General features: G+C 49.2%; 21 protein-coding genes. 8 read left to right on the top strand and 13 right to left on the bottom strand.

Annotated features, from left to right (window positions below; translation table 11 throughout):
* Nucleotides 1–141: 141 nt before the first annotated feature.
* The 6 genes from L2713_RS02840 to L2713_RS02815 form a co-directional block, all read right to left on the bottom strand.
* Complete coding sequence (locus L2713_RS02840) at nucleotides 142–2070, bottom strand: HD domain-containing phosphohydrolase (protein WP_248966855.1); 1929 nt, start codon at nucleotides 2068–2070, stop codon at nucleotides 142–144.
* Between the two features lie 209 nt (nucleotides 2071–2279).
* Nucleotides 2280–3095, bottom strand: coding sequence for a formyltetrahydrofolate deformylase (gene purU / locus L2713_RS02835; protein ID WP_023267379.1), 816 nt, complete (start codon nucleotides 3093–3095; stop codon nucleotides 2280–2282).
* Between the two features lie 216 nt (nucleotides 3096–3311).
* Nucleotides 3312–4793 carry a PTS transporter subunit EIIC gene (locus L2713_RS02830; protein ID WP_248966853.1) on the bottom strand — a complete coding sequence of 494 codons (1482 nt, stop codon included), beginning with the start codon at nucleotides 4791–4793 and terminating at the stop codon, nucleotides 3312–3314.
* On the bottom strand, nucleotides 4745–5209 hold the full coding sequence (locus L2713_RS02825; RefSeq protein ID WP_011623400.1) for a flavodoxin: 465 nt from the start codon (nucleotides 5207–5209) through the stop codon (nucleotides 4745–4747). The genes L2713_RS02830 and L2713_RS02825 overlap by 49 nt, the downstream gene beginning before the upstream one ends.
* A 429-nt stretch (nucleotides 5210–5638) precedes the next feature.
* A complete protein-coding gene (gene truC, locus L2713_RS02820; protein ID WP_248966851.1) occupies nucleotides 5639–6493 on the bottom strand; it encodes a tRNA pseudouridine(65) synthase TruC in 855 nt (284 codons plus the stop codon).
* Nucleotides 6477–6800: a YqcC family protein gene (locus L2713_RS02815; RefSeq protein WP_248966850.1), complete on the bottom strand. Its 324-nt coding sequence runs from the start codon at nucleotides 6798–6800 to the stop codon at nucleotides 6477–6479. The genes truC and L2713_RS02815 overlap by 17 nt, the downstream gene beginning before the upstream one ends.
* A 146-nt stretch (nucleotides 6801–6946) precedes the next feature.
* On the opposite strand from L2713_RS02815, the gene L2713_RS02810 reads away from it, so the two are divergent.
* Both L2713_RS02810 and L2713_RS02805 read left to right on the top strand, forming a co-directional pair.
* Complete coding sequence (locus L2713_RS02810) at nucleotides 6947–7960, top strand: DUF3549 family protein (protein ID WP_109285363.1); 1014 nt, start codon at nucleotides 6947–6949, stop codon at nucleotides 7958–7960.
* Nucleotides 7957–8343, top strand: coding sequence for a DUF3301 domain-containing protein (locus L2713_RS02805; RefSeq protein ID WP_011623404.1), 387 nt, complete (start codon nucleotides 7957–7959; stop codon nucleotides 8341–8343). The genes L2713_RS02810 and L2713_RS02805 overlap by 4 nt, the downstream gene beginning before the upstream one ends.
* Nucleotides 8344–10006: 1663 nt before the next feature.
* Here L2713_RS02805 and L2713_RS02800 read toward each other — a convergent pair.
* The gene (locus L2713_RS02800; RefSeq protein WP_248966848.1) at nucleotides 10007–10312 is read right to left on the bottom strand and encodes an Mpo1-like protein; all 306 of its coding nucleotides are present in this window, start codon (nucleotides 10310–10312) and stop codon (nucleotides 10007–10009) included.
* Complete coding sequence (locus L2713_RS02795) at nucleotides 10305–10943, bottom strand: GNAT family N-acetyltransferase (RefSeq protein WP_248966846.1); 639 nt, start codon at nucleotides 10941–10943, stop codon at nucleotides 10305–10307. The genes L2713_RS02800 and L2713_RS02795 overlap by 8 nt, the downstream gene beginning before the upstream one ends.
* Before the next feature lie 144 nt (nucleotides 10944–11087).
* Between L2713_RS02795 and L2713_RS02790 the strand changes: the two genes are divergently transcribed.
* Nucleotides 11088–11321 carry a DUF2789 domain-containing protein gene (locus L2713_RS02790; protein ID WP_248966845.1) on the top strand — a complete coding sequence of 78 codons (234 nt, stop codon included), beginning with the start codon at nucleotides 11088–11090 and terminating at the stop codon, nucleotides 11319–11321.
* Nucleotides 11322–11370: 49 nt separating this feature from the next.
* On the opposite strand, the gene L2713_RS02785 is transcribed toward L2713_RS02790, so the two are convergent.
* Complete coding sequence (locus L2713_RS02785; protein WP_011623408.1) at nucleotides 11371–11769, bottom strand: DUF3192 domain-containing protein; 399 nt, start codon at nucleotides 11767–11769, stop codon at nucleotides 11371–11373.
* A 147-nt stretch (nucleotides 11770–11916) separates the two neighbouring features.
* Between L2713_RS02785 and L2713_RS02780 the strand changes: the two genes are divergently transcribed.
* Nucleotides 11917–12300: a hypothetical protein gene (locus L2713_RS02780; protein ID WP_086902362.1), complete on the top strand. Its 384-nt coding sequence runs from the start codon at nucleotides 11917–11919 to the stop codon at nucleotides 12298–12300.
* A complete protein-coding gene (locus L2713_RS02775; protein WP_011623410.1) occupies nucleotides 12300–13073 on the top strand; it encodes a Zn-ribbon-containing protein in 774 nt (257 codons plus the stop codon). The genes L2713_RS02780 and L2713_RS02775 overlap by 1 nt, the downstream gene beginning before the upstream one ends.
* Nucleotides 13074–13175: 102 nt before the next feature.
* On the opposite strand, the gene syd is transcribed toward L2713_RS02775, so the two are convergent.
* Entirely contained in the window at nucleotides 13176–13826 is a 651-nt protein-coding gene (syd, locus tag L2713_RS02770) for a SecY-interacting protein (RefSeq protein WP_248966843.1), read from the bottom strand.
* 59 nt (nucleotides 13827–13885) lie between these two features.
* Here syd and queF point away from each other — a divergent pair, with 59 nt between their 5' ends.
* Nucleotides 13886–14746 carry an NADPH-dependent 7-cyano-7-deazaguanine reductase QueF gene (gene queF, locus L2713_RS02765; RefSeq protein ID WP_089067394.1) on the top strand — a complete coding sequence of 287 codons (861 nt, stop codon included), beginning with the start codon at nucleotides 13886–13888 and terminating at the stop codon, nucleotides 14744–14746.
* Between the two features lie 94 nt (nucleotides 14747–14840).
* Here the strand turns inward: queF and L2713_RS02760 are convergent, their stop codons facing one another.
* The 3 genes from L2713_RS02760 to L2713_RS02750 form a co-directional block, all read right to left on the bottom strand.
* Complete coding sequence (locus tag L2713_RS02760; RefSeq protein ID WP_248966842.1) at nucleotides 14841–15581, bottom strand: sporulation protein; 741 nt, start codon at nucleotides 15579–15581, stop codon at nucleotides 14841–14843.
* Nucleotides 15582–15642: 61 nt separating this feature from the next.
* Complete coding sequence (locus tag L2713_RS02755) at nucleotides 15643–16164, bottom strand: hypothetical protein (RefSeq protein ID WP_248966840.1); 522 nt, start codon at nucleotides 16162–16164, stop codon at nucleotides 15643–15645.
* A 230-nt stretch (nucleotides 16165–16394) separates the two neighbouring features.
* Entirely contained in the window at nucleotides 16395–17393 is a 999-nt protein-coding gene (locus L2713_RS02750) for a 4'-phosphopantetheinyl transferase family protein (protein WP_248966839.1), read from the bottom strand.
* 379 nt (nucleotides 17394–17772) lie between these two features.
* On the opposite strand from L2713_RS02750, the gene L2713_RS02745 reads away from it, so the two are divergent.
* Complete coding sequence (locus L2713_RS02745; RefSeq protein WP_133180750.1) at nucleotides 17773–18642, top strand: transcriptional regulator; 870 nt, start codon at nucleotides 17773–17775, stop codon at nucleotides 18640–18642.
* A complete protein-coding gene (locus L2713_RS02740) occupies nucleotides 18639–26594 on the top strand; it encodes a type I polyketide synthase (protein ID WP_248966838.1) in 7956 nt (2651 codons plus the stop codon). Before L2713_RS02745 ends, L2713_RS02740 begins: the two co-directional genes overlap by 4 nt.
* Nucleotides 26595–26640 lie beyond the last annotated feature (46 nt).

Here is a 26640-nt window from a genome sequence, read left to right as displayed (position 1 = left end):
CGGTAAGATTAGGCGTCAATTTGACGCCTTTTTATTGCTATCGATTTAAGGGATGAACGATTAATGACGATTTGGAGTACATGCGGCAGACACCTTGGGTTCAGTTCATGTAGCCAACACAGATAAATCCAAACAAAGTTGTTAAATCAACCGCTCCGCCTCTTGGCGATCTTTATTTGCCATGGCGATGGTTCGCCAGCCAATCACACCTATCGCATGCTGAGCTTTATTCACCACGACCAAAAACTCAGTATCCATTTGGTTAAGCAGCTGCAAGGCATCTTCAGAGGTGGCGACATCGCTAATCAAAGGTACTGAGTGCTCCATAATTTGATGGGCTTTTTTTCGCAGGAATGCCCTGTCGTGTTCCCGCTCCGCCGCTGTGCCAATCAAGGGGCTAAGCCAATAATCCACTAGGCGCTGAGTGATCACACCGATGATTTTATGGCTCTCATCGAGCACCACCGCCACCTTGGCATGGGCCGCAGTTAATAAACGTTTGATATCGGCAAGCTCATGGTCGAGTGTCACAGACACCACAGGATCCAATACCGCAGCGCCGACATGATCACTAATACTCAGTTCGCGATTGATTAAAATCTCTAAGCAAGTATCGACAATTTTCGCGTCAAACAAGCTACCTCGACCCGCTTTTAATACCTCAGTCATTTTAGCCAACCCCATAGAGGGGCGATAAGGGCGATGGGACAAGATAGAGTCGGCCACATCGGCCACGGCAATGATCTTGGCCTCATAAAGGATCGCTTTATCCTTCAAGCCTAAGGGATAACCCGAGCCATCGAGCCGCTCGTGGTGCTGCAAAATCATCTGCTTAATCGGCCAAGGGAATTCCACATCGGCAACAATTTCGGCTCCATGCAACGGATGGGTTTGAATTAATGCGTACTCTTCTTTGGATAATTTAGAGGGTTTAGTCAAAATCTGCGACGGGATCGCAAGCTTACCAATATCGTGTACCAGCGCACCGATTTTAAGCCCTTCTAATCGCTGCGGTTCAAGCCCGAGTTTTTCGCCAATCAAATAGCTTAACTGGGCAACCGATTTTTGGTGTCCTGCGGTATAGGCATCCTTTAATTCAAGCGCCTCCGAAATCGCGCTGATTAGCTGGGTCAAGGATTGGGATAACTGCTCTTTTTGCGCCTTGATGATTTTTGATTGGCGCGACACCGCCCGCAGACTGCGGGGAAGCTCAATCGAATGCCATAAAATACTCGCGAAGGTCAGGAGCGAACGGGCATCATTGCGGCTATAGGGCTCGTCTCGCCCCACGACACACACTATCCCGGCTAAACGGTGATGGAACACCATAGGCACAGCAAGGTAGCGCTCCCCCAGCAGTAAGCGGTCAAACAACAAATTATCCGGCCGATTATCCGCTAACGTATTCTCAATAATGGGTTTGTAATCTTTAACACACTCCTGCCATAACTGACTTTCCAGCTCTGAGGCTTGGGTATTTTCTTCGACAAATTCGGCCTGGTTGACCTTAGGCGCGGGATAGTCCGAACGGGCCGCGAGGGTGAGTGACTTAGATTTATCGTTATGCAGCAAAATGAAGCCGTAGCGGCTGTTCATCAACGCAATCGCCTTTGCGACGGCGACCTTAAACACTTGTTCCTGTGGAGATTGGATCACATCATCAATATGTTGCAGCCAAGCATCGCTCGCTTGAATCGCTTGGCGATAATCGGCATGCAGCCCTTTGAGTGGCCACTCTTCGAAATTGATTTCAGAGAGGATGAGTTGCCAGCCCTGCTCAGGAATAGCGTACAGGGCAAAATGCACCCGCATGCCCTGATTATCCCGCAGCACCAGCCCGATGTAGTTATCGGTACGTTGAAGAATATCACGGCAAAGTTCGGCATTAAATTCAGTAAATAACTGACAAATCGGCTGATTGATGATCTGTGCCGCCGAGCGATGGCAACGCTGATAAAACGCCCGGCTCATGCACTGCACCCGAAACTGACTATCTAGCCGTGCCCAAGACAAAGGTAAATCCTCGGGCAGGTCTTTTATTCCTATAATGAGGCTACGGCTCATAGACATCAAACACCCCTTCCATGATGGATGCACTGGCCGAACAACAATCCCAAATCAAGTGCTTGAGGTTCGGCTCAAGGTGCAGCAACTCGGTGATAACGTCTTAAATATTGCAAGTAACCTTACTGATAGCAAGCCCAAAGCCGCCTGTTAATCCTAAAGTCTTAATCGGCAAGTCCGCAGCTATATTTCAAGTTAGTACAAGCAAGTTAGCCTTAAAAAACAATGGTTTTATTACCGTAAACCACCACTTGCTCATTCAGCACAAGCTGTAACGCTTTACTGAGGACGCTTTTTTCGACATCGCGCCCCGCTTTGGCCATTTCAAGCGCGCTGTAACTGTGATCGACGGGGATCACGTCCTGCTTAATGATTGGTCCTTCATCGAGGCAATTATTCACAAAATGCGCAGTCGCGCCGATGATCTTTACCCCTCGCTCCCAGGCTTGGCGGTAAGGGGCGGCCCCAATAAAGGCAGGTAAGAAAGAGTGATGGATATTGATGATACGGTTTGGGTATTCGGCGACAAAATCCGGCGTCAGCACCCGCATATATTTAGCGAGCACCAGATAATCAGGCGCGTATTGCGACACGGCGGCCAATAACGCCTGCTCATGCTGAATTCTGTCGAGCCCTTCGTGGCTTACTAGATGAAAAGGAATATCAAATTTTTCAACCAATTCCCTTAACACATCATGGTTGCCCACCACGGCTGCTATCTCAACATTCAAGCCGCCATAGTAGGCCTTCATCAGTAGATCGCCCAAACAATGGGCCTCTTTGGTGACTAATACGACGATGCGCTTCTTGCCTGCGCTGACTAAGGTCATATGGTTTTGGGCGGGTAACACCTCACGCAGATCCTGCAGTAATTGCTCGCTGTTAAAGTGCCCCTCAAGCTCAGTACGCATAAAAAATCGCCCCTGAGCATTATCCACAAACTCACTGTTTTTAATGATGTTAAGCTGATGATTAAAACAAACACTGGTAATTTTGGCGATAAGCCCTTGGGCATCGGCGCAATCTGTCATCAGAATTTTACGTGCTAAGGCGGGTTGCGCGTTCGATACTACTTCATGCTGTGACTGCAAAATCTGCTCTCCTCTATGGTCCCTCATTCGAGTGTGCCATAGCCAATCCGCTCATACAGCATGAAAAGCTAACTTTTTGTGATAAAAAGTGAATTTATTGTGAGTTAACTTTATTAAACACAATAAATCAGCGATTAATTTCAATAAGATGTAATATCAACGTCGGGTATCTAAATAGCGCTGTAAGACTTTGCGTAGGGTTTCGGCCTTAGTGCCATACACCACTTGCACACCTTTGCCCATCACAATCACGCCCTTAGCACCGAGCTGGCTGAGCCGCACTTTATTGACAAGTTCTGGGCTGTGCACACTCAAGCGTAACCGGGTGAGACAAGCATTGAGCTCAACAATATTCTCGCGACCGCCCAATGCCGCAATGATGGCCCTTAAACTCTCTTTGGCACCATGGGGTTCATCGGGTTCGAGTCGTCCAGGCGTCTTTAAATTAAATGCCAGAATACTGCCCCTAAACAGCAGATAATAAATCACCGCCGTCAGCGGCCCTAAAAATGCAAACCAGCCCGTATTGCGCGAGAGGGAAAACAGCAGCGTGAAATCCACCAGCCCATGGGAAAACACAATACTGTGGTGAATATCGAGCATGATGCAGACAAAATATGCCAGCCCAGATAGCAACACATGGATAAGAAACAGGATAGGTGCCACAAACATAAAGGCGAACTCAATCGGCTCTGTGACTCCGGTCAACCAACTGGCCGCAGCAGCGGAAAGCATAATACCCGCGACCCGATTACGCTCCGAGGGATCGGCGCAGCGCCAAATGGCCAGCGCCGCCGCGGGGAGTCCCCACATTTTAATCAAATAACCGCCCGCTAAATTCCCTGCCTGCGGATCGCCGGCTAAATAGCGCGCCACTTCACCCCGAACCACTTCAGAGTTCTGTAACTGGTATTGGCCAACTTCTAAATAGAAAGGCGCATTCCAGATATGATGCAAACCGAGGGGAATGAGTAAACGTTCGAGCGCTCCATAGACCCCAAAGGCGATGGCTGGTTTTTGGTAAACCGCCCAGTCGGACACACGCTCGATGAGCAGAGACAACGGCGGCCACACATGGGCAAGGATATAACCTAAGCCCATCGCCAACGGAATGATCAATAAAGAGGCGCTACGTCTCCCCTCAAAAAAGGAGAAAATCGCGGGCAGGCGAATATATTGGCTCCAGCGCACGGCAAAGCAAGTCACGCCACCAATCAACATGCCGCCGGCAATGCCTGTGTCTAAGGTTTCCATGCCGAGTAGCAATTGGGTCGGCAGTTGGTAAAGATCCGCTAGTGCAGCTAAGGTGGCCGTCATCACCCCATAACCAAATACAGCAGTAAAAGCGGCGATGCCTTGATCGCGGCAAAACCCTATTGCCACCGCCACCGCGAACAAAATGGGCATGATGGCGAAAATCAGCTTGCCAACCGCCAGCATTAATACGGTTAGCACCTCGGGCATAAAAGGGATTGGGCTCACAGTTAAGCCCAGCATCACACCCGCTGCGGGCAAAATCGCAATAGGAATTAACAGCGCCTGACTTAAGCGCTGGGCAAATTTAAACCACTGCTGAGTAACGAAATGACCTAAGCGGCGCGTTCGGATTTGACGATTTGATTCCAGCTTTCCAGCCATTTTATCGCTTCGACCTCGGGTTCCATGGTTTCACAGGCATCAATTTCAAGACGCGCCACAACGGGCTTAGCGCCTAGCTCGCTGAGCAATTCATCTACCGATTTACCCGCACCGCAAAAGGTATCGTAACTCGAATCGCCAAGAGCTATCACACTGTATTTCAGCTCAGGCAGATAAGGCGCTGTCTCCTTAAGATGATAGTACCAAGGCTGGATATCGTCGGGTAAATCCCCTTGCCCAGTGGTCGAAGTCACTACGACTAACAACTCATCCTGTGGCGGCGTAAATTGGCTAATTTCATTCGGTTGCCACAATTTGGCGTCATAACCGAGTTCTGTCAGCGCTTTTTCTAAGGTTTCGGCGGTAAATTGTGCGCTACCATACACAGTGCCAAACACCAGATTAACTTTTTTCATGATATACTCCGTGCCACATGCGTAAACGCAACTTAGCTGAAGTTACTTTATTGTGAGGCTTTAGGGCAAGCAACAAGGTAAAAATTTTATAAATCAAGTTATTGAGCATGGGGAAGCGAACTGATGCGACAGAGCAATAGGCAAAAACACCTCAAGCACCAACATAAAACCACCCAAATTAGACGCAAACATTACTTTCACGCCGCCCAGCAAAATCTGCAATTCCCGCTAACCGTTCCGGCGGAGTACTCAACCTTAGCCAGCTTGATATCCAGTCTCAAACCAACCAGTAGTTAAGACCGCAGAAAGTTGCAACGAATTACATGCAACTAAGCAGATAGCCAAGATGCAAGCTTAAGTGAGCACTCGCCTTAGACTAGGAGTCGCCTCAATCGAACACTCGCCTTAAACGCCCAAACAAGTATTGTCTTAAACGGTCGTCGTTTGCTCCGCAATCAACACACTTGGCTCGCAACAAAGCGTGGCATCGTCCCAGCCCAGTCCTGCAAACACGGTTTCCCATTCTGGCTCAAGCTCGGTTTCAATACTTAAGCGCTCAAGTGTCACCGGGTGAGTGAAGGTTAACTTCTTCGCAATCAGCCACAATCTATTGATATCGAAATGCGCGCGGAAAAACGCATTTTGTTTCCCATCGCCGTGAGTGGTATCGCCAATAATCGGATGACGTAAATGCGCCATATGGCGTCTAAGTTGGTGCTTACGCCCCGTTTTGGGACTCAGTTTCACTAACGCGAAGCGGCTAGTTGCATAACGCCCAGACGGATAAGGAATTTCGGTATTTAATAGCGGCTCATATTGAGTCACAGCATCCTGCGCAGCCTTATCTTGATTGGCAAACTTGTCAGCCACCTCATCCAATTCGACTTTAAGCGCATAATCCAAGATGCCACTCTCGTGCATATTGCCACGCGCCAGTGCCAAATATTGTTTTTCAATACTGTGGTTAGCAAATTGCTCGCAAAGGGCGTTAGCCACCTCACTGCTTTTGGCAAATAACAACACACCTGAGGTGGGCCTATCTAAACGGTGAACCGGAAACACATGGCAACCAACCAAGTCACGAGTCAGCTGCATCGCAAAAAAGCGCTCACGCCGCGCTAAGTAGCTGCGATGAACCAATAACCCCGCGGGTTTGTGGATAGCCACTAAGTGCTCGTCTTGATACAAAACACACAGTTCAGGCGCAGGCTCTGACTGTTCGTCGCTCTCGCTTGGGTTGTATTTATCCTCTGGCATATCCAGCCAATCATCTTCTAGGTTCATTTAACAACATATCCAATTCATTCAAGACACCGATTAAAGGCGCTAACGCCGCTTGTTCGGACCACACATGTTCCGCCATCGGGGCTATTGCAATTTTGCTTGGCAAAGGTTGCCCCGCATCGATAAGGGCTTGCATGCGCGGAATAAAGATAAACTGCAACCATTGCTCTAACGACATCAGATCGCAGGCAAAAGGCGCCGTACTGGCCATGGCTTCATCACTGGGCGCACGAGTAGACCAAAGCCCGGCACTTTGTAGCTCGTGGGCAATTTGGGCTAGTTTGGTTTGAGTTTGGCTGTAAAGCATCGATATAAGGTCCATTAAGCTACAGTCATTCGACAATTTAGCGCTGCGACTGAGGCGATAAAACTGTGGCAATCATACCATCGCGGACAACTTCCCCCTATAATGTCGCCAATTTATTGAGCCTTTTTGATTGATATGGCAGCCAAATGACTGAAATTACCACGCTTAGCCAATTTTTAACGACAGCCAAAACCCAATTCCAAGTCTATGAATTAGGACGAAGAGTGCAGCACATCGATATGCTGGCCTTCCATCAAATCGAATCATTAGTCACGCCCTACCCTTACCCCATACAAGGGCATGCCCAATTTGCCATCGTGTTTTGGAATGAGAGCCAACAGCACTTTATTTGGTTCCTAAAGCTACCGTTAGACGAACAAGGACTGCTCTCGCCTGCGCCGCGCTCACAGTTTATTGAAATGGTATTAACGGCACTGGGGCAAGATCCGACTCAGCCATTAACCGATGAACAGCAGGATCGCCTCGCTAACAATCCGTTTAGCTTTAAGCCCAGCCAAGAAAAACTGGCGGTATTTAACGCCTTAGTGCGTAAACAGTTAGGTTTAAGCGCTTCTATTCAATATGAATTTGCAGTGCAATATCTCTCGGGACAAATTGCAACGAGTGAATGGCAGCATATTGGCCTGCAAGGTTTGAGCGATGTGTGTGTTCGCCTTGGCGAGTTAGATCACGAGCAGCAACTCCTTGCCAGTTTTGACAATAGTGCGATTGAAGTACAAATTGCCCTGTGCCAATGTCTCGAACACCTGCATTTAACAGAAGCGCTCGCCAATAAGCTTTACGCTAAGTTTGTGGCGGCTCCTCCCGAGTACCAAGCCTATTACTTGCGCGCACTCGCCTCTCATACCGAATTGAGTCAGCAAGCCCTCGCCCATCTTCAACAAACCGAGCGCTTAGAGGCCAATGAACTCATCAGCATCGCGGGCCGAAACTGGACCGTATTAAAGCAAGAGCTGAGTCGCAGTATTTACCTGGAAGCACTGGCACGACAACCCCAAGCCTTTTTTAATCAGATCTTTGCTGATATTGTGGCGATTCCCAGTTTGCGTAACCACTTATTGGGTGAGTTAAGAAACCCCAATCGGAGTGTTCAACTATCACAGGCCATTGGTGGCTTGTTTAAGGCTACAAGTAAATGATGTCAGATCTGCTGTTAATTATTGCGCTAGTTGTGGTTGCGGCCTTCTTTTGGCAATTACGTCAAATGGCAGAATTGAGCCGTATTTTTGCTGAAAAAGAATGTTGCCGACAAAAAGTACAGCTCTTAGCCATCGCAATGGAAACGGCTCGCCCAAGCCTTGGCGGCACGACAGGGATCTGTTGGAAAGCAAAATATCTATTCGAATTCAGCACCGATGGCATCAATCAATACCGCGGTCATATTTGGATGCTCGGGAAAAAAGTGCAAAAGATTGAATGGCCTATTTTCCCAGAGCCAGAATGGCAAGAAGCACCAATGGCCAAAGGCAAGTTTGGTGGTTGCGGCAGCCAAAGTAGCTGTAGCTCGGGCAAATGCCATTAAGCCACTACAGTGAACCTTTAGATAACGCTGGACTGAATAAATAACGCCGAGCTGTATGGATAACACTAAGCCATAGCTCGGCTCTACATCCGCACTGAATCAGCTTTATCTGTGTGAAAATAAAAAAGAAAGGGCGTGGTCATAAGACCACGCCCTTCTGTTCTCTGTTAAGCTATCCCGCTATTTTCGTGCTCCCTGCACCATCCATGCGTCAACTTGCGTCCTGCATCATCCCTGTTCAATCCGTGATATTTCCCTGTACTCAACGTACTTCCCTATCTCTTGGCGTTCCTTTTACCAAGCTTGCTCTTTCCTGAGCGGTTCCAGCATCATCCGTGAAATAGGTTCAGTAGCATCCTTTCTATTGCACTCCATGTGCCATTGCAATCCTGTGCAATTAGGCTATCTATCCCTGATAGTCTTTCCTTCCGTGGTTCGCATCGCTTTCATCCTGAAAGTCTCTCCTTACCACTCCATCAGTGTTTATTCCTTAAACACTGTCCAGTCATCCTGACTGCTAACTTCCTGTTCGCTGTAGTTCCGTCTACAAATGAATTCTACGACAGCCATGGCAGGGCGGCTTTCGCAAAAGATAAAAATGTAAGCCGCCATATTAAGTTCATAATAGAAAAAATTTCTTAACATATTGATTAGATGTGACTTACCTAAAACTAGGTAGTCATTGTCAGTCAAAAAACTTACAAATCACTTACAGCCTTGTGAGATATATCTCACAAGAAGTCGGGCAATTTATGCCATTGGAAGGCACAAACATTGATTTATCCCGAGACGCTTAAACACTGCAAAGGAAATAGCGACTGCATAAAAGAGTAAAAATCGTCCGCTATATTTTATTTTCTGATATACCGCACGTAAAAGTGGACATTATGACGTGCCGTAAAAAAGACGTAGGAGAATAGAAAAAAGAAAGGGGCGCACTATGTGCACCCCATTTATCCTCTGCAAGCCATCCTGCTTGATTGTGCTCCCTGCACCTTCCTTGCGACCGTTTGCTCCCTGCAAGCGTCCTTCAATCCCTTTATTTCCCTGTGCAGTGAAGTCTCCACCACACTCAATCCTTTGACCCGAATATCCTATTTCGGCTCCTGTCACATCCAGTGACTCATCCCAATCGCGTCCTGCTGAATCCTTTCCTCACCTTAGTACAAGCTGTTCACCCTTATACTTATCCTTTTACTCGATACTTCCTGCATCCAGTAACGCTTAATCCTTAAGCTTGTCCTTTTCATCCTGAAACCTGCTATCCCAGCAGATACAACGTCCTCTATCATCCATGAGAAAGCAGCCTTGCTTTTCCTTAGCCTATCCTAGGCAGATGACCGTTTTCCTACTGTCAGTGGTTCAAATCCAAGAACCTGAATTCGTCGCTTCTTGCGTCCCTCTCGCCTGTATTGCAATCCCTGCTGTCCATTTGCTTTGGCGATGAGTTAATTCTACGTGGTTCTCGCTATTTTTGTTTCGGTTAAAGAACACGCACTAGCGCACTTTTCATACAATCAAGCTTTATTAAAACATAACACAATGATTTTAAATACACTTTAAAAGCTGTGATTACAAAACAGTCAGTAAGAAAACATTTTATCCTACAGGCTTTGTAAGCGATCTCTCACACGGGTGTCAGCTTCTCACTGGTCAGGGACATTTAGCACTTCAACTTACCAGTGAGAATTTGTGCAAACATCACCCAATCACCCATCAAACTGTACAAGGGATATTGGAATGTCGCGGGGCGATTATGCTCAAACACAAAGTGTCCCACCCAAGCAAAACCATATCCCACTAGGGGGATAAACAGTAAAAGCCAACCATTTGCGAAAACCAGCGCAGCGACGAATAACAGGAGTACCAAAAAACTGCCAATAAAGTGCAATCGCCTGCAGCTTAAGTCTTGGTGCTGTGAGAGGTAAAAAGGGTAAAACTCAGCGAAGGAGCGGTAAGGTTCATTCATCTTGTAGGCCCGTGTAAAAAAGTAATTGTCCGGCCACATTGCCTATGCTCAATTCTCCGAAGGAGACAAAATCATGTTGCATAAATAACTGGCTATGGGCTTCTTGAGTAGTAAAGACCCCAATCCCCTCAAGTTCGGGCTGCTCATCGCACCAACTTACTACGGCTTGCACGAGTTGATGGCCTAATCCCTTTCCCTGCTCATTGGGCGCAAGGGCAATAAATTGTAGGATCCCGCAGTGTTCGCTCGGTAGCAGCTCGACGATGCTCGATTCTTTCTTCATCATCGCCTGAGTCGATTGCCAACCCGTACCAAGCAACATCTTGAGTCGCCAGTGCCAATAGCGGCCCTCCCCGAGGGGTACTTCCTGAGTGACCACACAGGCAACACCGACTAAGCGTGTTTGATCAAACAGCCCGATTAAGGCTTGCTTTTCCTGCCAGAGCGCATTCAACTCTTCACGGATTGCGGCACGTAATTTTTGTTCGTAGGCGAATTTGTCTGAAGTGGATAAAGCATCCACAAAGAAAGGGTCGTCATGATAGGCGTTGTAGAGAATCGAAGCGGCGAGGCGTAAATCTTCGGCGGTGAGATAAACTGCACGGCACTCATCCAAGGTATTATTGTCCATTATTAGAATTCCTTGATTTAGATCACACTCTTAGGAGTAATTATCACTGTATCAAGGAAACTAAAAAGTGCAAATTTTAATCATAGATTGCATTTTTCAGTGAGTTGCATACCCTAAATAAAGGCACACAGAGAGGATGCGAGCATGGATACAACGCCAGTCGATTTGAGTCATCTATTTGAACAGTTGGGATTAGCCAATCAAGCTCAAGCCATAGGGCAGTTTATTGCAGCCCATCAACTTCCCCCAGAGACACACTTAACCGAAGCGCCATTTTGGACGCAGGCGCAAAAGAATTTTCTGACCGAAGCATTAGAGGCCGATGCCCAGTGGACCGAACTTATCGAGCAGCTCGATGTGCAGTTAAGAAAGCCCTAATGGCTTAGGGCTAACACTGAATCACTTCATGGCGAGTTGCGTTGAGTCGTTAAATTTTGCTGTAGGCGGTGTCGCCCCAACCGACTAACACACTATTACTTAAGACGATTGGCGTGCATTCATCCTTAGTGGTTTTACCGTCACTGTGGGTATGCTGGGTGCGATAAAAGAGTACCAACACTTCTTTATCGGCTTGGCCGTCTTTCTGCTGCAGATAAGATTCGCTAAAGTCCGAGGCGCCCATCAGGGTCATCACTTGGTCTTTGCTCATACCAAGGCTGAGCTTAGTCAGATTATTGCGGTTTTTGTCCTGTGTTTTTTCCCAAGATTCGTTGCTATCCCACTTAGATTCACTGTCACCGACATTGACCACACAACCGCTAAGACCTAAGCTTGCTAACCCTAAAAACGTGACCGCGATGAGTTTGCGATTAATATTTGCGTTCATATTATGACTTCCTGTGTACTTGTTATAAAAATGCTTAAAAAGCAAAATCAATGCCAAACGGCAATACATTGATTTATAAGAACTAAAATAACCACATCACAGTAAGTTAGTGAAAAACACGATATAGATTAAGGAATTTCACTTATTATGAGTCCGATTGACCAAGTGTTAGCAGCAGCGTGCGCACTCGAAGCCAGCGGTAAAACCCCAAGCCTTGCCTTGATAAAAAGCCGCGTCGGTAACAAAATCCCCATGCCGCTGTTAATCCAAGGATTACAGCAGTTTAAATCGATACCCAAAGCCGAGCGTGAGCGTTTAGCGGCCCAATCACAGCCCGTGGTTGAAGAGACTCATACCGCCGAAGCTTCGCCACTCACAGTCGCCACACTGGCGCAACAGTTAGCCCAGTTACAACAGGGCATTGAGCAAGCTCTCGCGTTAAAAAACAACGAGATCATGCAACTCAAAAATGAACTTATCGAGCTGAAACAACGTGTCACTCAACTCGAATCCCAAGGAAAATCCGCTTAATGTTTGTCACCGAATTGCGCTTTGAATGCTTTGCCGATACCACCATCAGTGCGGCAGAACGTGCCATCAATCAATTACTCGAAGCTTACCGCGCTAATGGCCAAATCCTTGGCCGCGAATTTGCCGTGGCCTTTAATGAGGGCGAATTTCGAGTACGCCTACTCACGCCAGAAAAAAACAGTTTGAATCATCGCTATCACAGCCCTTGGGTGAAAAAAGCGCTGGCGGAATTAACCGAGGCTAAGCTACTGGCGCCACGCGAAAAATTCATCGGTCAGGATATTAATTCTGAGGTGAGTAATACTGAGCCACCCAGCTGGCAGCTGCTCTACACTAGCTATGTGCATATGTGCTCGCCCCTGCGAAGTGGCGATAACCTATTGCCCATTCCGCTGTACCAAATCCCCGCCACCTTTAATGGCGATCATAAACGGGTTATCCGCTGGCAAACCGAGTGGCAAGCCTGTGATGAGTTACAAATGGCGGCTGCCACTAAGGCAGAATTTGCTGCGCTAGAAGAATTATCCAGCCCTAACAGTGATTTATTTAGGAGGGGTTGGGATTTACGCGGCCGAATCGAATACCTGACCAAAATCCCCACTTACTATTATTTGTATCGCGTCGGGGGACAGGATCTGCAATCCGAGTTAGCTCGCCCCTGCCCACGCTGTGGCAGTCACGACTGGAAACTCGACGAGCCACTATTAGATATGTTCCACTTTCGCTGCGAACCTTGCCGCATAGTGTCTAATTTGTCTTGGGACCATCAATAACATCCCGTACTGAAGCGCAAACTCTGCAGGCAAAATAGCCGAGTTTGCGAAACAGGTTTGCAAGAGGCTTTTTCAAGAGACCTTTGCAACATTTCCCCGCGCTTAACGCTTACCTATCAGGTTGTGCCACATACGTTTAAAGCTGGCAAAAATACCCGGATGTTCGAGCGCCGGCATAGGCAATTCTTCATGTTTCACAGGCGGCGCGATACGTGGCGATAAGGCCTCAATAAATTCAGCTACACTCGGCGCCAATTGGGCAGAAGGTAGCTCGCCAGGGATTTCAACCCACACACTACCATCGGCATTATCAACGGTTAGCATCTTATCGCCCTCATCCAGCAAACCAATAAACCAAGTTGCCGGTTGCTTGAGCTTTTGCTTCATCATTAAGTGGCCGATGATATTTTGTTGCAGGGCATCAAAATCCGCCTCATTCCATACCTGCAACAATTCGCCCGTGCCCCATGGTGAATCAAACAACACGGGCGCTGCAAAATATTCCCCATAAAAGTGATTGATATCCGGCCACAATGTTAGCTCAAGCGCATGTTCAACATTCGCAAAACTACCTAGCTGTTCACGCTTAACGGGGAGCCAAGACACCGCCTCATCGGATGATTCATCAAACTCACCTTGAATACACAAAGATGGCTCGCCCTGCGGGTAATATCGCGGTAATTCGCCTAAAGTTGATAGGTAAGACTGATGATAGTTTTGCAAAAATTTATCGAGAGCAGGCAGACAAGACACTTAAGCACAATCCAATTTCGGGTATAATGTGCGCCTATTTTGACATGGAAACAGTATTGATGACACACAATCACGATCCCTATAGTGATGCAAAAGAGCTTGCCGGCCTAACCTTAGGTAAAGCCACGGATTACCAAGCCGAGTATGATGCGTCGCTGCTGCAAGGGGTTCCTCGCTCACTTAACCGTAACGCTATCAACCTCACGGCGGAAAGTTTGCCTTTCCACGGAGCCGATATCTGGACGGCCTATGAGTTGTCATGGCTAAACGCCAAGGGCAAACCTATGGTGGCTATTGCCGACATTCAGCTAAGCCATGAAAGCCAAAATCTGATCGAGTCAAAATCCTTCAAACTGTATTTAAACAGTTTTAACCAAACCAAGTTCGACAATATCGAAGCGGTGCAAAAAACCTTAGTGCAGGATCTGAGTGAATGCGCCCAAGGCCAAGTTACAGTGAAGATTATTGAGCCTAAGAGTTTTGGTATTCAACGCGTCGTCGAGCTGCCTGGCACTTGCATTGACGATCTGGATATCGAAGTCAGCGACTATGACTTTAACCCGGATTATCTTGAAAACAGCACAGATGACAAACAGATTGTTGCCGAGACACTCAATTCTAATCTGTTGAAATCAAACTGCTTAATCACCTCTCAGCCGGACTGGGGCAGTGTGATGATCCGTTATCAAGGGCCTAAAATCGATCGCGAAAAATTACTGCGCTATTTGATTTCGTTCCGCCAGCATAACGAGTTCCACGAGCAGTGTGTCGAGCGGATTTTTGTCGATTTAAAACATTACTGCCACTGCACTAAGTTAACCGTTTATGCCCGCTATACCCGTCGCGGCGGCCTAGACATTAACCCTTACCGCAGTGATTTTGAGCACCCAGGCGAGAGCCACCGCTTAGCAAGACAGTAATCAACTTGCAGCAAAAAGCCCTGAGTAATCAGGGCTTTTTTATTGTCTGTTGTAAGCTATTCAACCAAGCTCACAACTTAAACTGTACCTGCACTTAGCCCAAATTCGCCCTAAAAATCTCTTGCACTTGGCTCAACGTGGCATTGTTTGGCAGGCTGAAATACAAGTAACCATCGCCACGGAATGCGCGGTCAAGCTCAAGCAATACATGGGTTTGCTCGGCATCGCACACCAGAGAAACCTCAATCTCACGCAAACGATTAAAGCCCATATTGCGTGGCTTAAACTCTAGCTCTTGGTAACAACCCGAAGTGGAACGAAAGGCACGCGTATTGAGGAAACCTTGCTCCACATCGGCTTTCACCAACACAAAACCAAGGGCATCCATCGCCTTTAACACATGCTCGGCAATCGCCGTTGGCATAATGACCAGCGCATCGATATCGCTAGGGTCGAGCGCGGTATCTATGTCCACTCCCGTTTGTAACCATACCTGGGATTGATTATTGCGCACTGGGAGCTGAGTAAAAGGGGTTTCGGGGTGCAATTTACCTGAAAACGGGATCTCGCGAATTTCACCCGCTTGAATTTCAAAAGACTGAGTTAAGCGCCAGCTCGCCAAACGATGGTTCTTAAAATAGTCGCCGTTATCGCTACTCACTTTCACCTTAGTCATTAGGGCTAAGTCGAGGCCAGAGATCTGCTGCGGCACATTACCGCCTTTAACGACGATAGTGGCATTAAAGATTTGTCCTGGCAGCAGTCGATTATCAATTAATTGGGTATCGACCGTCGCACCACCGATACCGACAGAGGCCAGCAATTTTTTAAACATGGTATTTCCTTATGTTGCTAAGGCTGACCGGATAAGCAGCCTTAATACAGCGGTTATTCAATTAATGAGCAGATTTGCACTCGAGCAATAATTGCTGGAAATGCGCGCCTAAATCCTGCTGAGCAAATTGTTCACTGGCGAGTGCCATTTGCTTAAGGCTTTGCATGGCTTGCTCGACGCCCTGCTGTTCAACCAAACTTTTGGCATAGGCCGCCGCATCCGCGCCCTTTTGTAACAGGCTTGCGACTTGATCAAAACTGACCTCTTGTTCCATCACCTGCTGTAAATCGCCGAGTAATTCGGCCACCTTTGCCGACTCTACTAGGGCACCTTCGACACTCACTAATTTACCGAGGGGATCTTGGCTAAGTTTTTCGGCCACACAGGCAGACACAGTGCCCGCCGCCGCACTTTGGGCGACCACATCGAGCCCGCGGCTGCGGATTTGCTCAACCACTTGTTGTAGTTGGGGATCTTGAGCAAGCCATGCCTGCTCTAATTGCTGTTTTTCATCGCCACCAAAGTAGCCACAGCCACCGAGCAGTAGCAAAGTGGTGGTCGATAAAAGGCATTTGAATTTCATGATTAACAACCTTGTCAGTGAGTTCTCTGGCGTGACTATAGCGAGCTAGGTTTAATCCAAAATGAAATATGAACGGAGGAATAACAAAGTCAGTGAAGGGACAAGAAACTGAATTAAAAGCAGTAATTCAAAGATTTAATTCCAAGTACTCATTGAAAGTGCTTTGAAAGGTTTGCGTAAAGCAGTTATTCAAGAACGAAGGCGACCTAAGCCTTCGTGCGAAGGCCGCACTAGATGGCAGAGCATGCCGCCAGTAATGCAGTGATACTGGTCAGCTGCATCGAAATAGTCACCTTCGCCAACCTGTCATCCTGCACTAAGCTGTCACCATCAACCAAGCTGAGTCCAAAACGATATTCCTCATTAAGTCGGCCAAAATAACTCCGCCAATGATGTACATGGGAGCTTGTGGCATCCTGTGCAGTTTCAGGTTCAATCCGCAGCTTAATATTGGAATATAGTGGAATACGCGTTGGGAGTTGAAGATAAGAACAGGGCTTAGCTTGGCTTGGTGAAGCAAAGATCTCTTGTAGCTTAAGCTCAACCCAGTTAGGGGAGTCGACAGCTTGCAGCGCGCCACCATCAACCGCCAGCAAACTGTTTGGGGCTAAGTCAAAACCAAAAGATTTCAGCGACTGCGCTAGGCCCAAACCCGTTGCCTTGATGTAGGATTCCTTGAGTGCCCAAAGATCAAAAAAGCGCTGCCGCTGCGCATCCTCGCCCTCAAGGGCTAATAAGCCTTCGGTTTCAATCGCGGAAAAATAATGATTAAGGATCGGGTAAATATGAGTACTGGCGCGGGCACGCTCGATATCTACACCCAAGCCTAAACGGGGTTGCGCTGTGTTAGCGTTTTCTCCCTTGTCATCATCTTGCGCTAAGGCAATCAATAACCAGTCGCCACTGTGGCTCAAGTTAAACTCAATGCCAGTACTCAGAAACTGCTCATGGTTAAGACTGGGTTTGCCCTTTGCCCCATACTCAAAACACCAATCTTGGGGGGCAATCTGTCGTTGGGAGGAGCAAGGTGAGGTTCCACCGCAAGATTGCAGTCCTTGAGACAAGACGCAGCGCAGCGCCGCTCGCACCAATAAGCCGTTCATTTGCGCCTTGGGCGCCCGGTAACGTGCCACTTTGGCGCGCTCATCCTCACTCAAGAGCGCCATACACGCATTCGTACTGGCCGTATTCATTTCGGTTAATGGTATAAAAAAAAGCTCAATATTCATTAACTTATCCCAACAACACTTAAGTTTAACGGCTGCCCTATTCTACTCAGTTCTACTCGCCTGACGAACAGTATCTTAATTTTTTTCTAATTTTATGAATTTAAATGATTATTTAAACATAAACCCAGTACTAAACAGGAGTTGGGCTCCTTTGAACAGAGTCATTTGAACATTAAAAAATCATTTCAAGTCCCATATGATTGTATCGAGCCGAAACCTCAGGTAATCTGCATCACCATTGTGCGTAACAAAACACATAGCTCACGGGTTTTAAGCCTAGATTAAGCATGAGTCTACACTCCGCTTTGGCAGGCAAGTTTAAGCAGTCCCGATAGATTATGTTGGATGAAAATAATAAAGATGGGACAGCACTAATAACATGAGTTCTCGAAAAGTGGGTACTCAAGCCGCGGATCATGCTCAGGCTGATAAGCCAAGCCCGGAGCACAAGTCCGCCCCCAAAACGGCAAGGCACCGCAATGCCACGACCACGCCGGAGATGCGACACTTTATTCAGCAATCTGAATTGAGTGTGAGTCAGCTCGCCAAAATTTTAAATATTACCGAAGCCACGGTGCGTAAATGGCGCAAGCGCGAGTCAGTGAACGACAGCCCGAATACGCCGCATCACCTCAATACCACCCTGACTCCGATGGAAGAATACGTTGTGGTGGGACTGAGATATCAGCTCAAACTGCCGTTAGACAGACTGCTCAAGGCCACTCAAACCTTTATCAACCCCAATGTGTCCCGCTCGGGGTTGGCCCGCTGCCTTAAGCGTTATGGGGTTTCGCGCCTCGATGAGTTTGATCAAGAGCTTGTGCCTAAACAGTATTTTAATCAATTGCCTATCAGCCAAGGCAGCGATGTTCAGACCTACACGGTCAACTCCGAAACCTTGGCCAAGGCGCTTGCCCTGCCAAGCACAGATGGCGATACCGTAGTACAAGTGGTGTCTCTCACCCTGCCGCCGCAATTGACCGAGGCCGAGCCTAAATCGGTACTCCTTGGCATAGATAGCAAGGCGGATTGGATTTATATCGATATTTATCAAGACAGTAACACCCAAGCGGCCAATCGCTACATCGCCTATGTGCTGAAGGATGGGCCGTTTCATCTGCGTAAATTACTGGTACGCAACTACCACACTTTTTTAGCCCGCTTTCCTGGCGTACAAACCCCAAAAGCCATCGCTAAATCCCTTAATAAGGCAACGGCCAAACGCTTTGCCAGTGGAGACTCGTTATGAGCCATACCCCATCACAGCCTCAATTATCAACCGATGAAAAAGCCGATAAGAGACTGAATAAACGCTTAAAAGATATGCCGATTGCCATCGTTGGCATGGCGAGTATCTTTGCTAACTCCCGCTATTTGAATAAATTTTGGGATTTAATTTGCGACAAAATTGATGCAATCACCGACGTGCCCGAATCCCACTGGTCGATTGATGACTATTACGATGCGGATAAGTCCAAGGCCGATAAGAGCTACTGCAAACGCGGTGGTTTTATGCCAGAGGTCGACTTCAATCCGATGGAGTTTGGTCTGCCACCCAATATTTTGGAACTCACCGACAGCTCGCAGTTACTCTCACTGGTCGTCGCCAAGGAAGTCCTGCAAGATGCCAATCTGCCAGACGACTACGACCGTGACCGCATCGGCATCACCCTCGGGATTGGCGGAGGCCAAAAGTTAAGCCATAGCCTCAATGCGCGCCTGCAATACCCAGTGCTGAAAAAAGTATTTAAAAGCAGTGGGCTGAGTGATGAAGATAGCGAGCTGCTGATCAAAAAATTCCAAGATCAATATGTCCACTGGGAAGAAAACTCTTTCCCTGGCTCCCTTGGCAACGTGATTGCCGGACGCATCGCCAACCGTTTCGATTTAGGCGGGATGAACTGCGTCGTCGATGCTGCCTGCGCAGGTTCGCTTGCCGCCATGCGTATGGCGCTGACCGAACTGACCGAGGGTCGCAGCGACATGATGATTACCGGCGGTGTCTGTACCGACAACTCGCCCTACATGTATATGAGTTTCTCAAAAACGCCAGCCTTTACCACCAACGAACAGATTCAACCCTTCGATATCGACTCTAAGGGCATGATGATTGGCGAAGGGATTGGCATGGTCGCCTTAAAACGCCTCGACGATGCCGAGCGCGATGGCGACCGTATCTATGCGGTAATCAAAGGCGTAGGCGCATCATCGGACGGTAAATTTAAGAGCATTTATGCACCGCGCCCCGAAGGCCAAGCCAAAGCATTAGAGCGCGCCTATGATGACGCAGGCTTTGCGCCGCACACCGTTGGCTTGATTGAAGCCCACGGCACAGGCACAGCAGCAGGCGATGTGGCCGAATTTAATGGCTTAACCTCAGTATTCTCGAAGGATAATGATCAGTTACAGCATATCGCCCTAGGCTCAGTCAAATCTCAGGTGGGTCATACTAAATCCACCGCGGGCACGGCGGGTGTGATTAAAGCAGCATTGGCGCTGCACCATAAAGTCTTGCCGCCAACGATTAACGTCAGTCAGCCCAACCCTAAATTAAACATTGCCCGCTCGCCCTTTTATCTCAATACCGAGGCGCGCCCTTGGATCCAACGCAGTGACGATACACCGCGCCGCGCAGGGATCAGCTCCTTCGGTTTTGGGGGCACTAACTTCCATTTAGTGCTCGAAGAATATCACCCCGAACACGCGCGCGATGACGCCTATCGCCAGCGCAGCGTAGCGCAAAGCTGGTTGTTTGCCGCCGCCGACAAAACCGCGCTGCTGGGCGAGTTAAAAACCGCGCTGCAGCAAGCAACTGCGGCCAAAGCAGAGCTTTCTCAGGCGCATTTTGTTGCCTTTGCAAAAGCCTATGCCCTGCGTGAACTAGAGCCAAAATCGGCCCGTCTTGGCTTTATTGCCAAGGACTATGCCCAGTTACAGACTCTGTTAACCCAAGCGATAGCACAGCTAGAATCCAATAGCGCCGAGAGCTGGCAGTTACCTTCTGGGATCAGCTACCGCGCCAAGGCCTTAGTCAATGAGCAAACCAAGATCGCCGCGCTATTTGCAGGCCAAGGCTCGCAATACCTGAATATGGGACTGGAAATTGCCAACAACTTCCCCGAGCTTCGTCGCCATATCCACACCAGCGATAAAGTGTTTAGCGACCGTGGTGAGGCTTCGCTTTCAAGCGTGCTGTACCCGATCCCCGCCTTCGATGACGAATCGAGAAAAGCGCAGGAAAGTGCATTAACCAATACCCTTTATGCCCAAAGCGCCATCGGCGCGATCTCTATGGCGCAGTACACCCTGTTGACTCAAGCGGGTTTCGCCCCAGATATGCTCGCAGGTCATAGCTTTGGTGAGCTTTCGGCCCTGTGCGCCGCAGGCGTTATCTCAATGGATGACTACATCAAGCTGGCCTTTGAGCGTGGTCATGCAATGGCGCAGTCACCTCAGGATGCCGACTCCAGTCGTGATGCTGGCGTCATGTATGCTGTTATTCTTAAGCAAAAACAAGATATTGAGGCAGTCAACGATTGCCTGGCGCAGTTTGACGACGTCAAGATTGCCAACTACAACTCACCGACTCAGCTGGTGATTGCAGGCGCTACCACAGCGACACAACAGGCCGCTAAGGCCATTGGCGAGTTAGGCTTTAAGGCGATAGCCCTGCCCGTTTCTGGCGCCTTCCACACGCCATTGGTTGCCCATGCGCAAAAGCCCTTTAGCGAAGCCATCGATAAGGCTCAGTTCAACGCGCCAAAGATTGCCCTATATGCCAATGGCACAGGCAAGCTACATCCCTCCGATGCCAATGCCATCAAAGCGGCCTTTAAAGATCATATGCTGCAATCGGTGCACTTTAGCGAGCAGCTAGAGGCCATGTATGCCGCTGGCGCACGGGTGTTTGTCGAGTTCGGCCCGAAAAACATTCTGCAGAAGTTGACAGAAAATACTCTCGCCGCGCAGTTAAACGAGCTTTGCCTTATCAGCATTAACCCGAATCCTAAAGCCGACTCCGATAGCCAACTGCGCAGCGCTGCGGTGCAACTGGCGGTCGCTGGGGTAAAACTGGGTGAGATTGACCCTTATCAAGCCGAATTGATTGCACCTGCAATGCCTTCGGCGATGAATATCAAGCTCAATGCGACTAACTACATCAGCCCAGCGACCCGCAACAAAATGGTCGATTCACTGCAATCGGGCAAAATTACCAGCCAAGTGCAGTATGTGGATCGCCTCGTTGAGAAAGTCGTTGAAAAACCAGTGATTGTCGAAAAATTTCTAGAAAAGGTTGTCGAAGTGGAAAAGTCAGTGGCACAAAATAGCAATAATATTCAACAACAAACGTCTGCGCAGCCAACCAGCGTTACCACTGGACAGGCGAATCAAGATGCCCTGAGCGCCTTTTTTGCAGCCCAAACCCAGGCAGCGCAATTACATCAACAATTTTTAGCGATACCGCAGCAATACGGCGATACCGTCAGTGCCCTGATGGCTGAGCAAGCCAAAATGGCAAGCCTTGGCATTGCCATTCCGGAGAGCCTGCAACGCTCTATGGAGCTGTTCCACCAGCATCAGGCACAAACCCTAAAGAGCCATGCTGAATTTATGCAATTGCAGACCAGCAGCAGCCAAGCTGCTTTAGCCCTACTCGGCCAAATGCCTGCGCCTCAGGTTCAAGCCCCCACTCAAGCGGCACCTGTGACGGTTGCACCAGTGGCAGTTACAGCGGCACAACCTGTCGCTCCAGCTCAGTCGTCCGTGGTTCAAGCGTTAGTTACAGAGCCAAAAGCGACTGTTGCGCCTGCGAGTGAGCCCCAAGTTCAGCAACCCCAAGCTCAGCAACCCCAAGCTCAGCAACCCCAAGTAACACAACCACAAGTCGCACAACCACAAATGCAAACTGTGGCGACAGCAACTCGCGCGCTTTCCGATAAGTCAGTCGTGCAACAAATTGAGACCGCCATGCTGGCAGTGGTTGCCGATAAAACGGGTTATCCCGTGGAAATGCTGGAACTCAGTATGGATATGGAAGCCGACCTTGGTATCGATTCTATTAAGCGCGTGGAAATTCTAGGCACAGTACAGGACGAATTACCCAACCTGCCAGAACTGAGCCCTGAGGATTTAGCCGAGTGTCGCACTCTTGGGGAAATTGTGGCGCTATTTAGCCAAGCGACTCCTGTAACAGCTGCAGCCACAGTTAGCCAGGCGACACAAAATGCAGTACTCGCAAGTGCAGTAGCAGCAAGTGCGGTGGTTTCTAATGATGAAATTGAGCGCACTATGATGGCGGTCGTGGCCGACAAGACAGGCTATCCCGTGGAAATGCTGGAACTCAGTATGGATATGGAAGCTGACCTTGGTATCGATTCCATCAAGCGCGTGGAAATTCTAGGCACAGTGCAGGACGAATTACCGAACCTGCCAGAACTCAGCCCTGAGGATTTAGCCGAGTGCCGCACCCTAGGGGAAATTGTGGCGCTGTTTAGCCAAGCGACTCCTGTAACAGCTACTGCCTCAGTTAGCCATGCGACACAAAATGCAGTACTCGCAAGTGCAGTAGCCACAAACGCAGCGGTTTCTAATGATGAAATTGAACGCACTATGATGGCGGTCGTGGCCGACAAGACTGGCTATCCCGTGGAAATGCTGGAACTTAGCATGGATATGGAAGCCGACCTTGGTATCGATTCTATCAAGCGCGTAGAAATTCTAGGTACAGTACAGGACGAATTACCGAACCTGCCAGAACTGAGCCCTGAGGATTTAGCCGAGTGCCGCACTCTAGGGGAAATTGTCGCGCTCTTTAGCCAAGCGGCTCCTGTAACAGCTGCTGCCACAGTGAGCCATGCGACACAAAATGCAGTAGTCGCAAGTGCAGTAGCCACCAGCGCGGCGGTTTCTAATGATGAAATTGAACGCACTATGATGGCGGTCGTGGCAGACAAGACTGGTTATCCCGTGGAAATGCTGGAACTGAGCATGGATATGGAAGCCGACCTTGGTATCGATTCCATCAAGCGCGTGGAAATTCTAGGCACAGTGCAGGACGAGTTACCGAACCTGCCAGAACTGAGCCCAGAAGATCTCGCCGAGTGTCGCACCCTTGGGGAAATTGTCGCGCTCTTTTGCCAAGCGGCTCCTGTAACAGCTGCAGCCTCAGTTAGCCATGCGACACAAAATGCAGCACTCGCAAGTGCAGTAGCAGCAAGTGCAGCGGTTTCTAATGGCGAGATTGAACGCACTATGATGGCGGTCGTGGCCGTCAAGACAGGCTATCCCGTGGAAATGCTGGAACTGAGTATGGATATGGAAGCCGACCTTGGTATCGATTCCATCAAGCGCGTGGAAATTTTAGGCACAGTACAAGATCAACTGCCAAACCTGCCAGAACTCAGCCCTGAAGATTTAGCCGAGTGTCGCACCTTGGGTGAAATTGTCGCCCTCTATGCGGGTTCGCAAGCATCAAGTGAGGCGCCACAGCAAAACCATGCTGCGACAATTCAAGAGATTCAAGAGGCAACTGCAGAAACCGTCGAGGAAACCATCGACCTGCCGCCCCATAGTGAGGTGATGCTAAAAAAGTTGCCAGCGGCGGCTGAGTTAGCGCGCATCATAGCAACTAGCGATGTTCAACTGACGGCAAACAGTTACGTCGTTATCGGCGACGATGGCCACAACGCGGGGGTGATTGCCGAAAAGCTTCACGCCCAAGGCGTTAAGGTCGCGGTTGTACGCTCACCGAAAACGGTTGTAACCAGCGCATCACCACTCGATAGCCATATTGCCAGCTTCACGCTGGAGGCGATTGATGATGAAAGCATTTGTGAGGTCATCAATCAGATTGAAGCGCTTGGCCAAATCGCTGGTTTTATTCATCTGCAGCCACAACATAAGTCCGATGTGGATAAAGGTGCTGGCTTAGTGCTGGCAGACGACGCCAAAGCCTCGGTCGAGCAAGCCTTCTTGTTCGCCAAACACTTACAACCGCTGTTAACTGAGCGCGACCACTGCCGCTTTGTCACCGTCAGCCGTATCGACGGCGGCTTTGGCTATATAGGCATGGACGAGTCGGCTGGCGCTGTTATTAGCCTAAGTGAACTCAACCAAGCGGCGCTCTCTGGGCTCACTAAAACCTTAAATCACGAGTGGCCGGGAGTGGTCTGCCGCGCGCTGGATATCGCGCCAAACTTGGACGCTAAGACGGTCGCTAATGCGGTAGTGCAGGAATACTATCTCCAAGATGCGCCAGTCGAAGTCGGTATTGATAGCGAGCTTGAGCGCACCACCTTAGTCGCGGGCAATGCCGTGCTTCGCCGCAGTGGCGCGTCTCTCTCGTCAGCGGACAAAATCCTCGTCACAGGCGGCGCTAAGGGCGTTACCTTCGAGTGCGCCTTAAGTTTAGCGAAACGCTGCAAGGCCCATTTTATCCTCGCGGGACGCAGCGCCCATCAGGGGATCCCCGCTTGGGCTCAGGGTAAAAATCGCAACGAGCTGAAAGCCGCTGCCATTGCACATCTGCAAAGTATGGGTGATAAACCCACACCAAAACAAGTGGATGCCTTAGTTTGGCCAGTACAAAGCAGCCTTGAAATCAGCCATGCCTTACAGGCCTTTGAAGCCGTGGGCGCCAGCGCCGAATACTTAAGCCTGGATGTTAACGAGCCTACCGCCATTGCCAGCACGATTGCGCCTATCAACGCCCTATCGCCCATCACGGGGATTATCCACGGCGCGGGCGTACTTGCCGACAAACATATTCAAGACAAAACTTTAAGTGAACTTGAACGCGTTTATGGCACTAAGGTGACCGGACTTAACAATCTGCTGTCGGCACTGGATCTTAGCCAGTTAACGCTCATCGCCATGTTCTCTTCGGCGGCGGGTTTTTACGGCAATACCGGCCAGAGCGACTACGCCATGTCTAACGACATTCTCAATAAGGCCGCGCTGCAACTCGCGCAGCAATTGCCTCACGCCAAGGTGATGAGCTTTGACTGGGGTCCTTGGGATGGCGGCATGGTCAATCCTGCGCTGAAAAAGATGTTTATCGACCGTGGGGTCTATGTCATTCCACTCAAAGCCGGTGCCGAGTTATTTGCCAACCAATTATTAAGTGATACGGGAGCGCAGCTGTTGGTCGGAACCGATATGCAGGGCAATACCGCCAATACTGTTGAAGCTGCATCAGCAAAAAAGCCTGAAGCGGATCTAACCACGGCGTTAGATCCGCAGCCTATGGCCCAAACGGTGCCGCAAAGTATTCGCGTCATGCGCAGCCTCGACCCTAAACGCATGAGCTTTATTGAGGATCATTGCATCAACGGTCATGCGGTGTTGCCAACGGTATGCGCCATCGATTGGATGCGTGAGGCCGCCAAGGCCCATTTAGGTAAGGCGGTGAGTGTCAGCGATTATCGACTACTCAAGGGAATTATCTTCGATGAGGCGCTACTTGCCCGCGATGCGCCGATTGAGCTCGAACTAATGCTCACGCCGCTTGCCGACGCTACACAGCAATCGACTGAGGCCTTAACCGCGCTGATAAGCTTTGAAGGTCGCCCGCAGTATCAGGCAGTGTTAGTGGCGCAGACGGATGATATGCCAGACGAACAGCGTTTCGAGGTTGGTGAGTTACATTCTCTGATGCAGGAGATGGCACAGCAACCCGCTATCGCGAACCGTGAGTCGCTCTACAGCGATGGCACACTGTTCCATGGCCCAAGACTGCAAGGCATAAGCGAAGTGCTCGCCTTTGATGATCAGCAGCTTATCGCTAAGGTAGCACTGCCAACGGTGGCATTAGATGACTGCGGCGAGTTTGCGCCAAATCTTGAGGATAAAGGCACACAACCCTTTGCCGAAGATCTGTTATTGCAGGCCATGCTCGTGTGGGCGCGCCTTAAATATCAAGCGGCAAGCTTACCCAGTGCCATTGGCGAGTTTGTGTCCTATTCGCCCTTAGATTTTGGCGAGAAGGCGGTATTAGTGCTGGATGTGCTCAAGCATTCGTCCCGTTCACTTGAAGCCAATATTGCGCTTTATCATCAAGATGGCCGATTAAGCTGCGAGATGAAACGGGCCAAGGTTACTGTCAGTAAGACGCTCAACCAAGCGTTTTTGGCCAATAAACCTCAGCAACAAACGCAAGAGCAGGCAGTCGCCCAAAGCTCGGCCGAGGTAAGTGTTAAGTGACACTCGACCCAAGCGCGCATGCCGCATTAAGCAATGCGGCATTAAA

The organism is Shewanella seohaensis (assembly GCF_023283775.1).
GTDB lineage: Bacteria > Pseudomonadota > Gammaproteobacteria > Enterobacterales > Shewanellaceae > Shewanella > Shewanella seohaensis.
This window is presented reverse-complemented; position numbering and strand designations above follow the sequence as displayed.

Bases quoted from the DNA above. Each gene is read 5' to 3' on its own strand.
- L2713_RS02840 (WP_248966855.1), bottom strand. From the start codon at position 2,070: ATGTCTATGAGCCGTAGCCTCATTATAGGAATAAAAGACCTGCCCGAG.
- purU (WP_023267379.1), bottom strand. From the start codon at position 3,095: ATGACAGATTGCGCCGATGCCCAAGGGCTTATCGCCAAAATTACCAGT.
- L2713_RS02830 (WP_248966853.1), bottom strand. From the start codon at position 4,793: ATGGCTGGAAAGCTGGAATCAAATCGTCAAATCCGAACGCGCCGCTTA.
- L2713_RS02825 (WP_011623400.1), bottom strand. From the start codon at position 5,209: ATGAAAAAAGTTAATCTGGTGTTTGGCACTGTGTATGGTAGCGCACAA.
- truC (WP_248966851.1), bottom strand. From the start codon at position 6,493: ATGAACCTAGAAGATGATTGGCTGGATATGCCAGAGGATAAATACAAC.
- L2713_RS02815 (WP_248966850.1), bottom strand. From the start codon at position 6,800: ATGCTTTACAGCCAAACTCAAACCAAACTAGCCCAAATTGCCCACGAG.
- L2713_RS02810 (WP_109285363.1), top strand. From the start codon at position 6,947: ATGACTGAAATTACCACGCTTAGCCAATTTTTAACGACAGCCAAAACC.
- L2713_RS02805 (WP_011623404.1), top strand. From the start codon at position 7,957: ATGATGTCAGATCTGCTGTTAATTATTGCGCTAGTTGTGGTTGCGGCC.
- L2713_RS02800 (WP_248966848.1), bottom strand. From the start codon at position 10,312: ATGAATGAACCTTACCGCTCCTTCGCTGAGTTTTACCCTTTTTACCTC.
- L2713_RS02795 (WP_248966846.1), bottom strand. From the start codon at position 10,943: ATGGACAATAATACCTTGGATGAGTGCCGTGCAGTTTATCTCACCGCC.
- L2713_RS02790 (WP_248966845.1), top strand. From the start codon at position 11,088: ATGGATACAACGCCAGTCGATTTGAGTCATCTATTTGAACAGTTGGGA.
- L2713_RS02785 (WP_011623408.1), bottom strand. From the start codon at position 11,769: ATGAACGCAAATATTAATCGCAAACTCATCGCGGTCACGTTTTTAGGG.
- L2713_RS02780 (WP_086902362.1), top strand. From the start codon at position 11,917: ATGAGTCCGATTGACCAAGTGTTAGCAGCAGCGTGCGCACTCGAAGCC.
- L2713_RS02775 (WP_011623410.1), top strand. From the start codon at position 12,300: ATGTTTGTCACCGAATTGCGCTTTGAATGCTTTGCCGATACCACCATC.
- queF (WP_089067394.1), top strand. From the start codon at position 13,886: ATGACACACAATCACGATCCCTATAGTGATGCAAAAGAGCTTGCCGGC.
- L2713_RS02760 (WP_248966842.1), bottom strand. From the start codon at position 15,581: ATGTTTAAAAAATTGCTGGCCTCTGTCGGTATCGGTGGTGCGACGGTC.
- L2713_RS02755 (WP_248966840.1), bottom strand. From the start codon at position 16,164: ATGAAATTCAAATGCCTTTTATCGACCACCACTTTGCTACTGCTCGGT.
- L2713_RS02750 (WP_248966839.1), bottom strand. From the start codon at position 17,393: ATGAATATTGAGCTTTTTTTTATACCATTAACCGAAATGAATACGGCC.
- L2713_RS02745 (WP_133180750.1), top strand. From the start codon at position 17,773: ATGAGTTCTCGAAAAGTGGGTACTCAAGCCGCGGATCATGCTCAGGCT.
- L2713_RS02740 (WP_248966838.1), top strand. From the start codon at position 18,639: ATGAGCCATACCCCATCACAGCCTCAATTATCAACCGATGAAAAAGCC.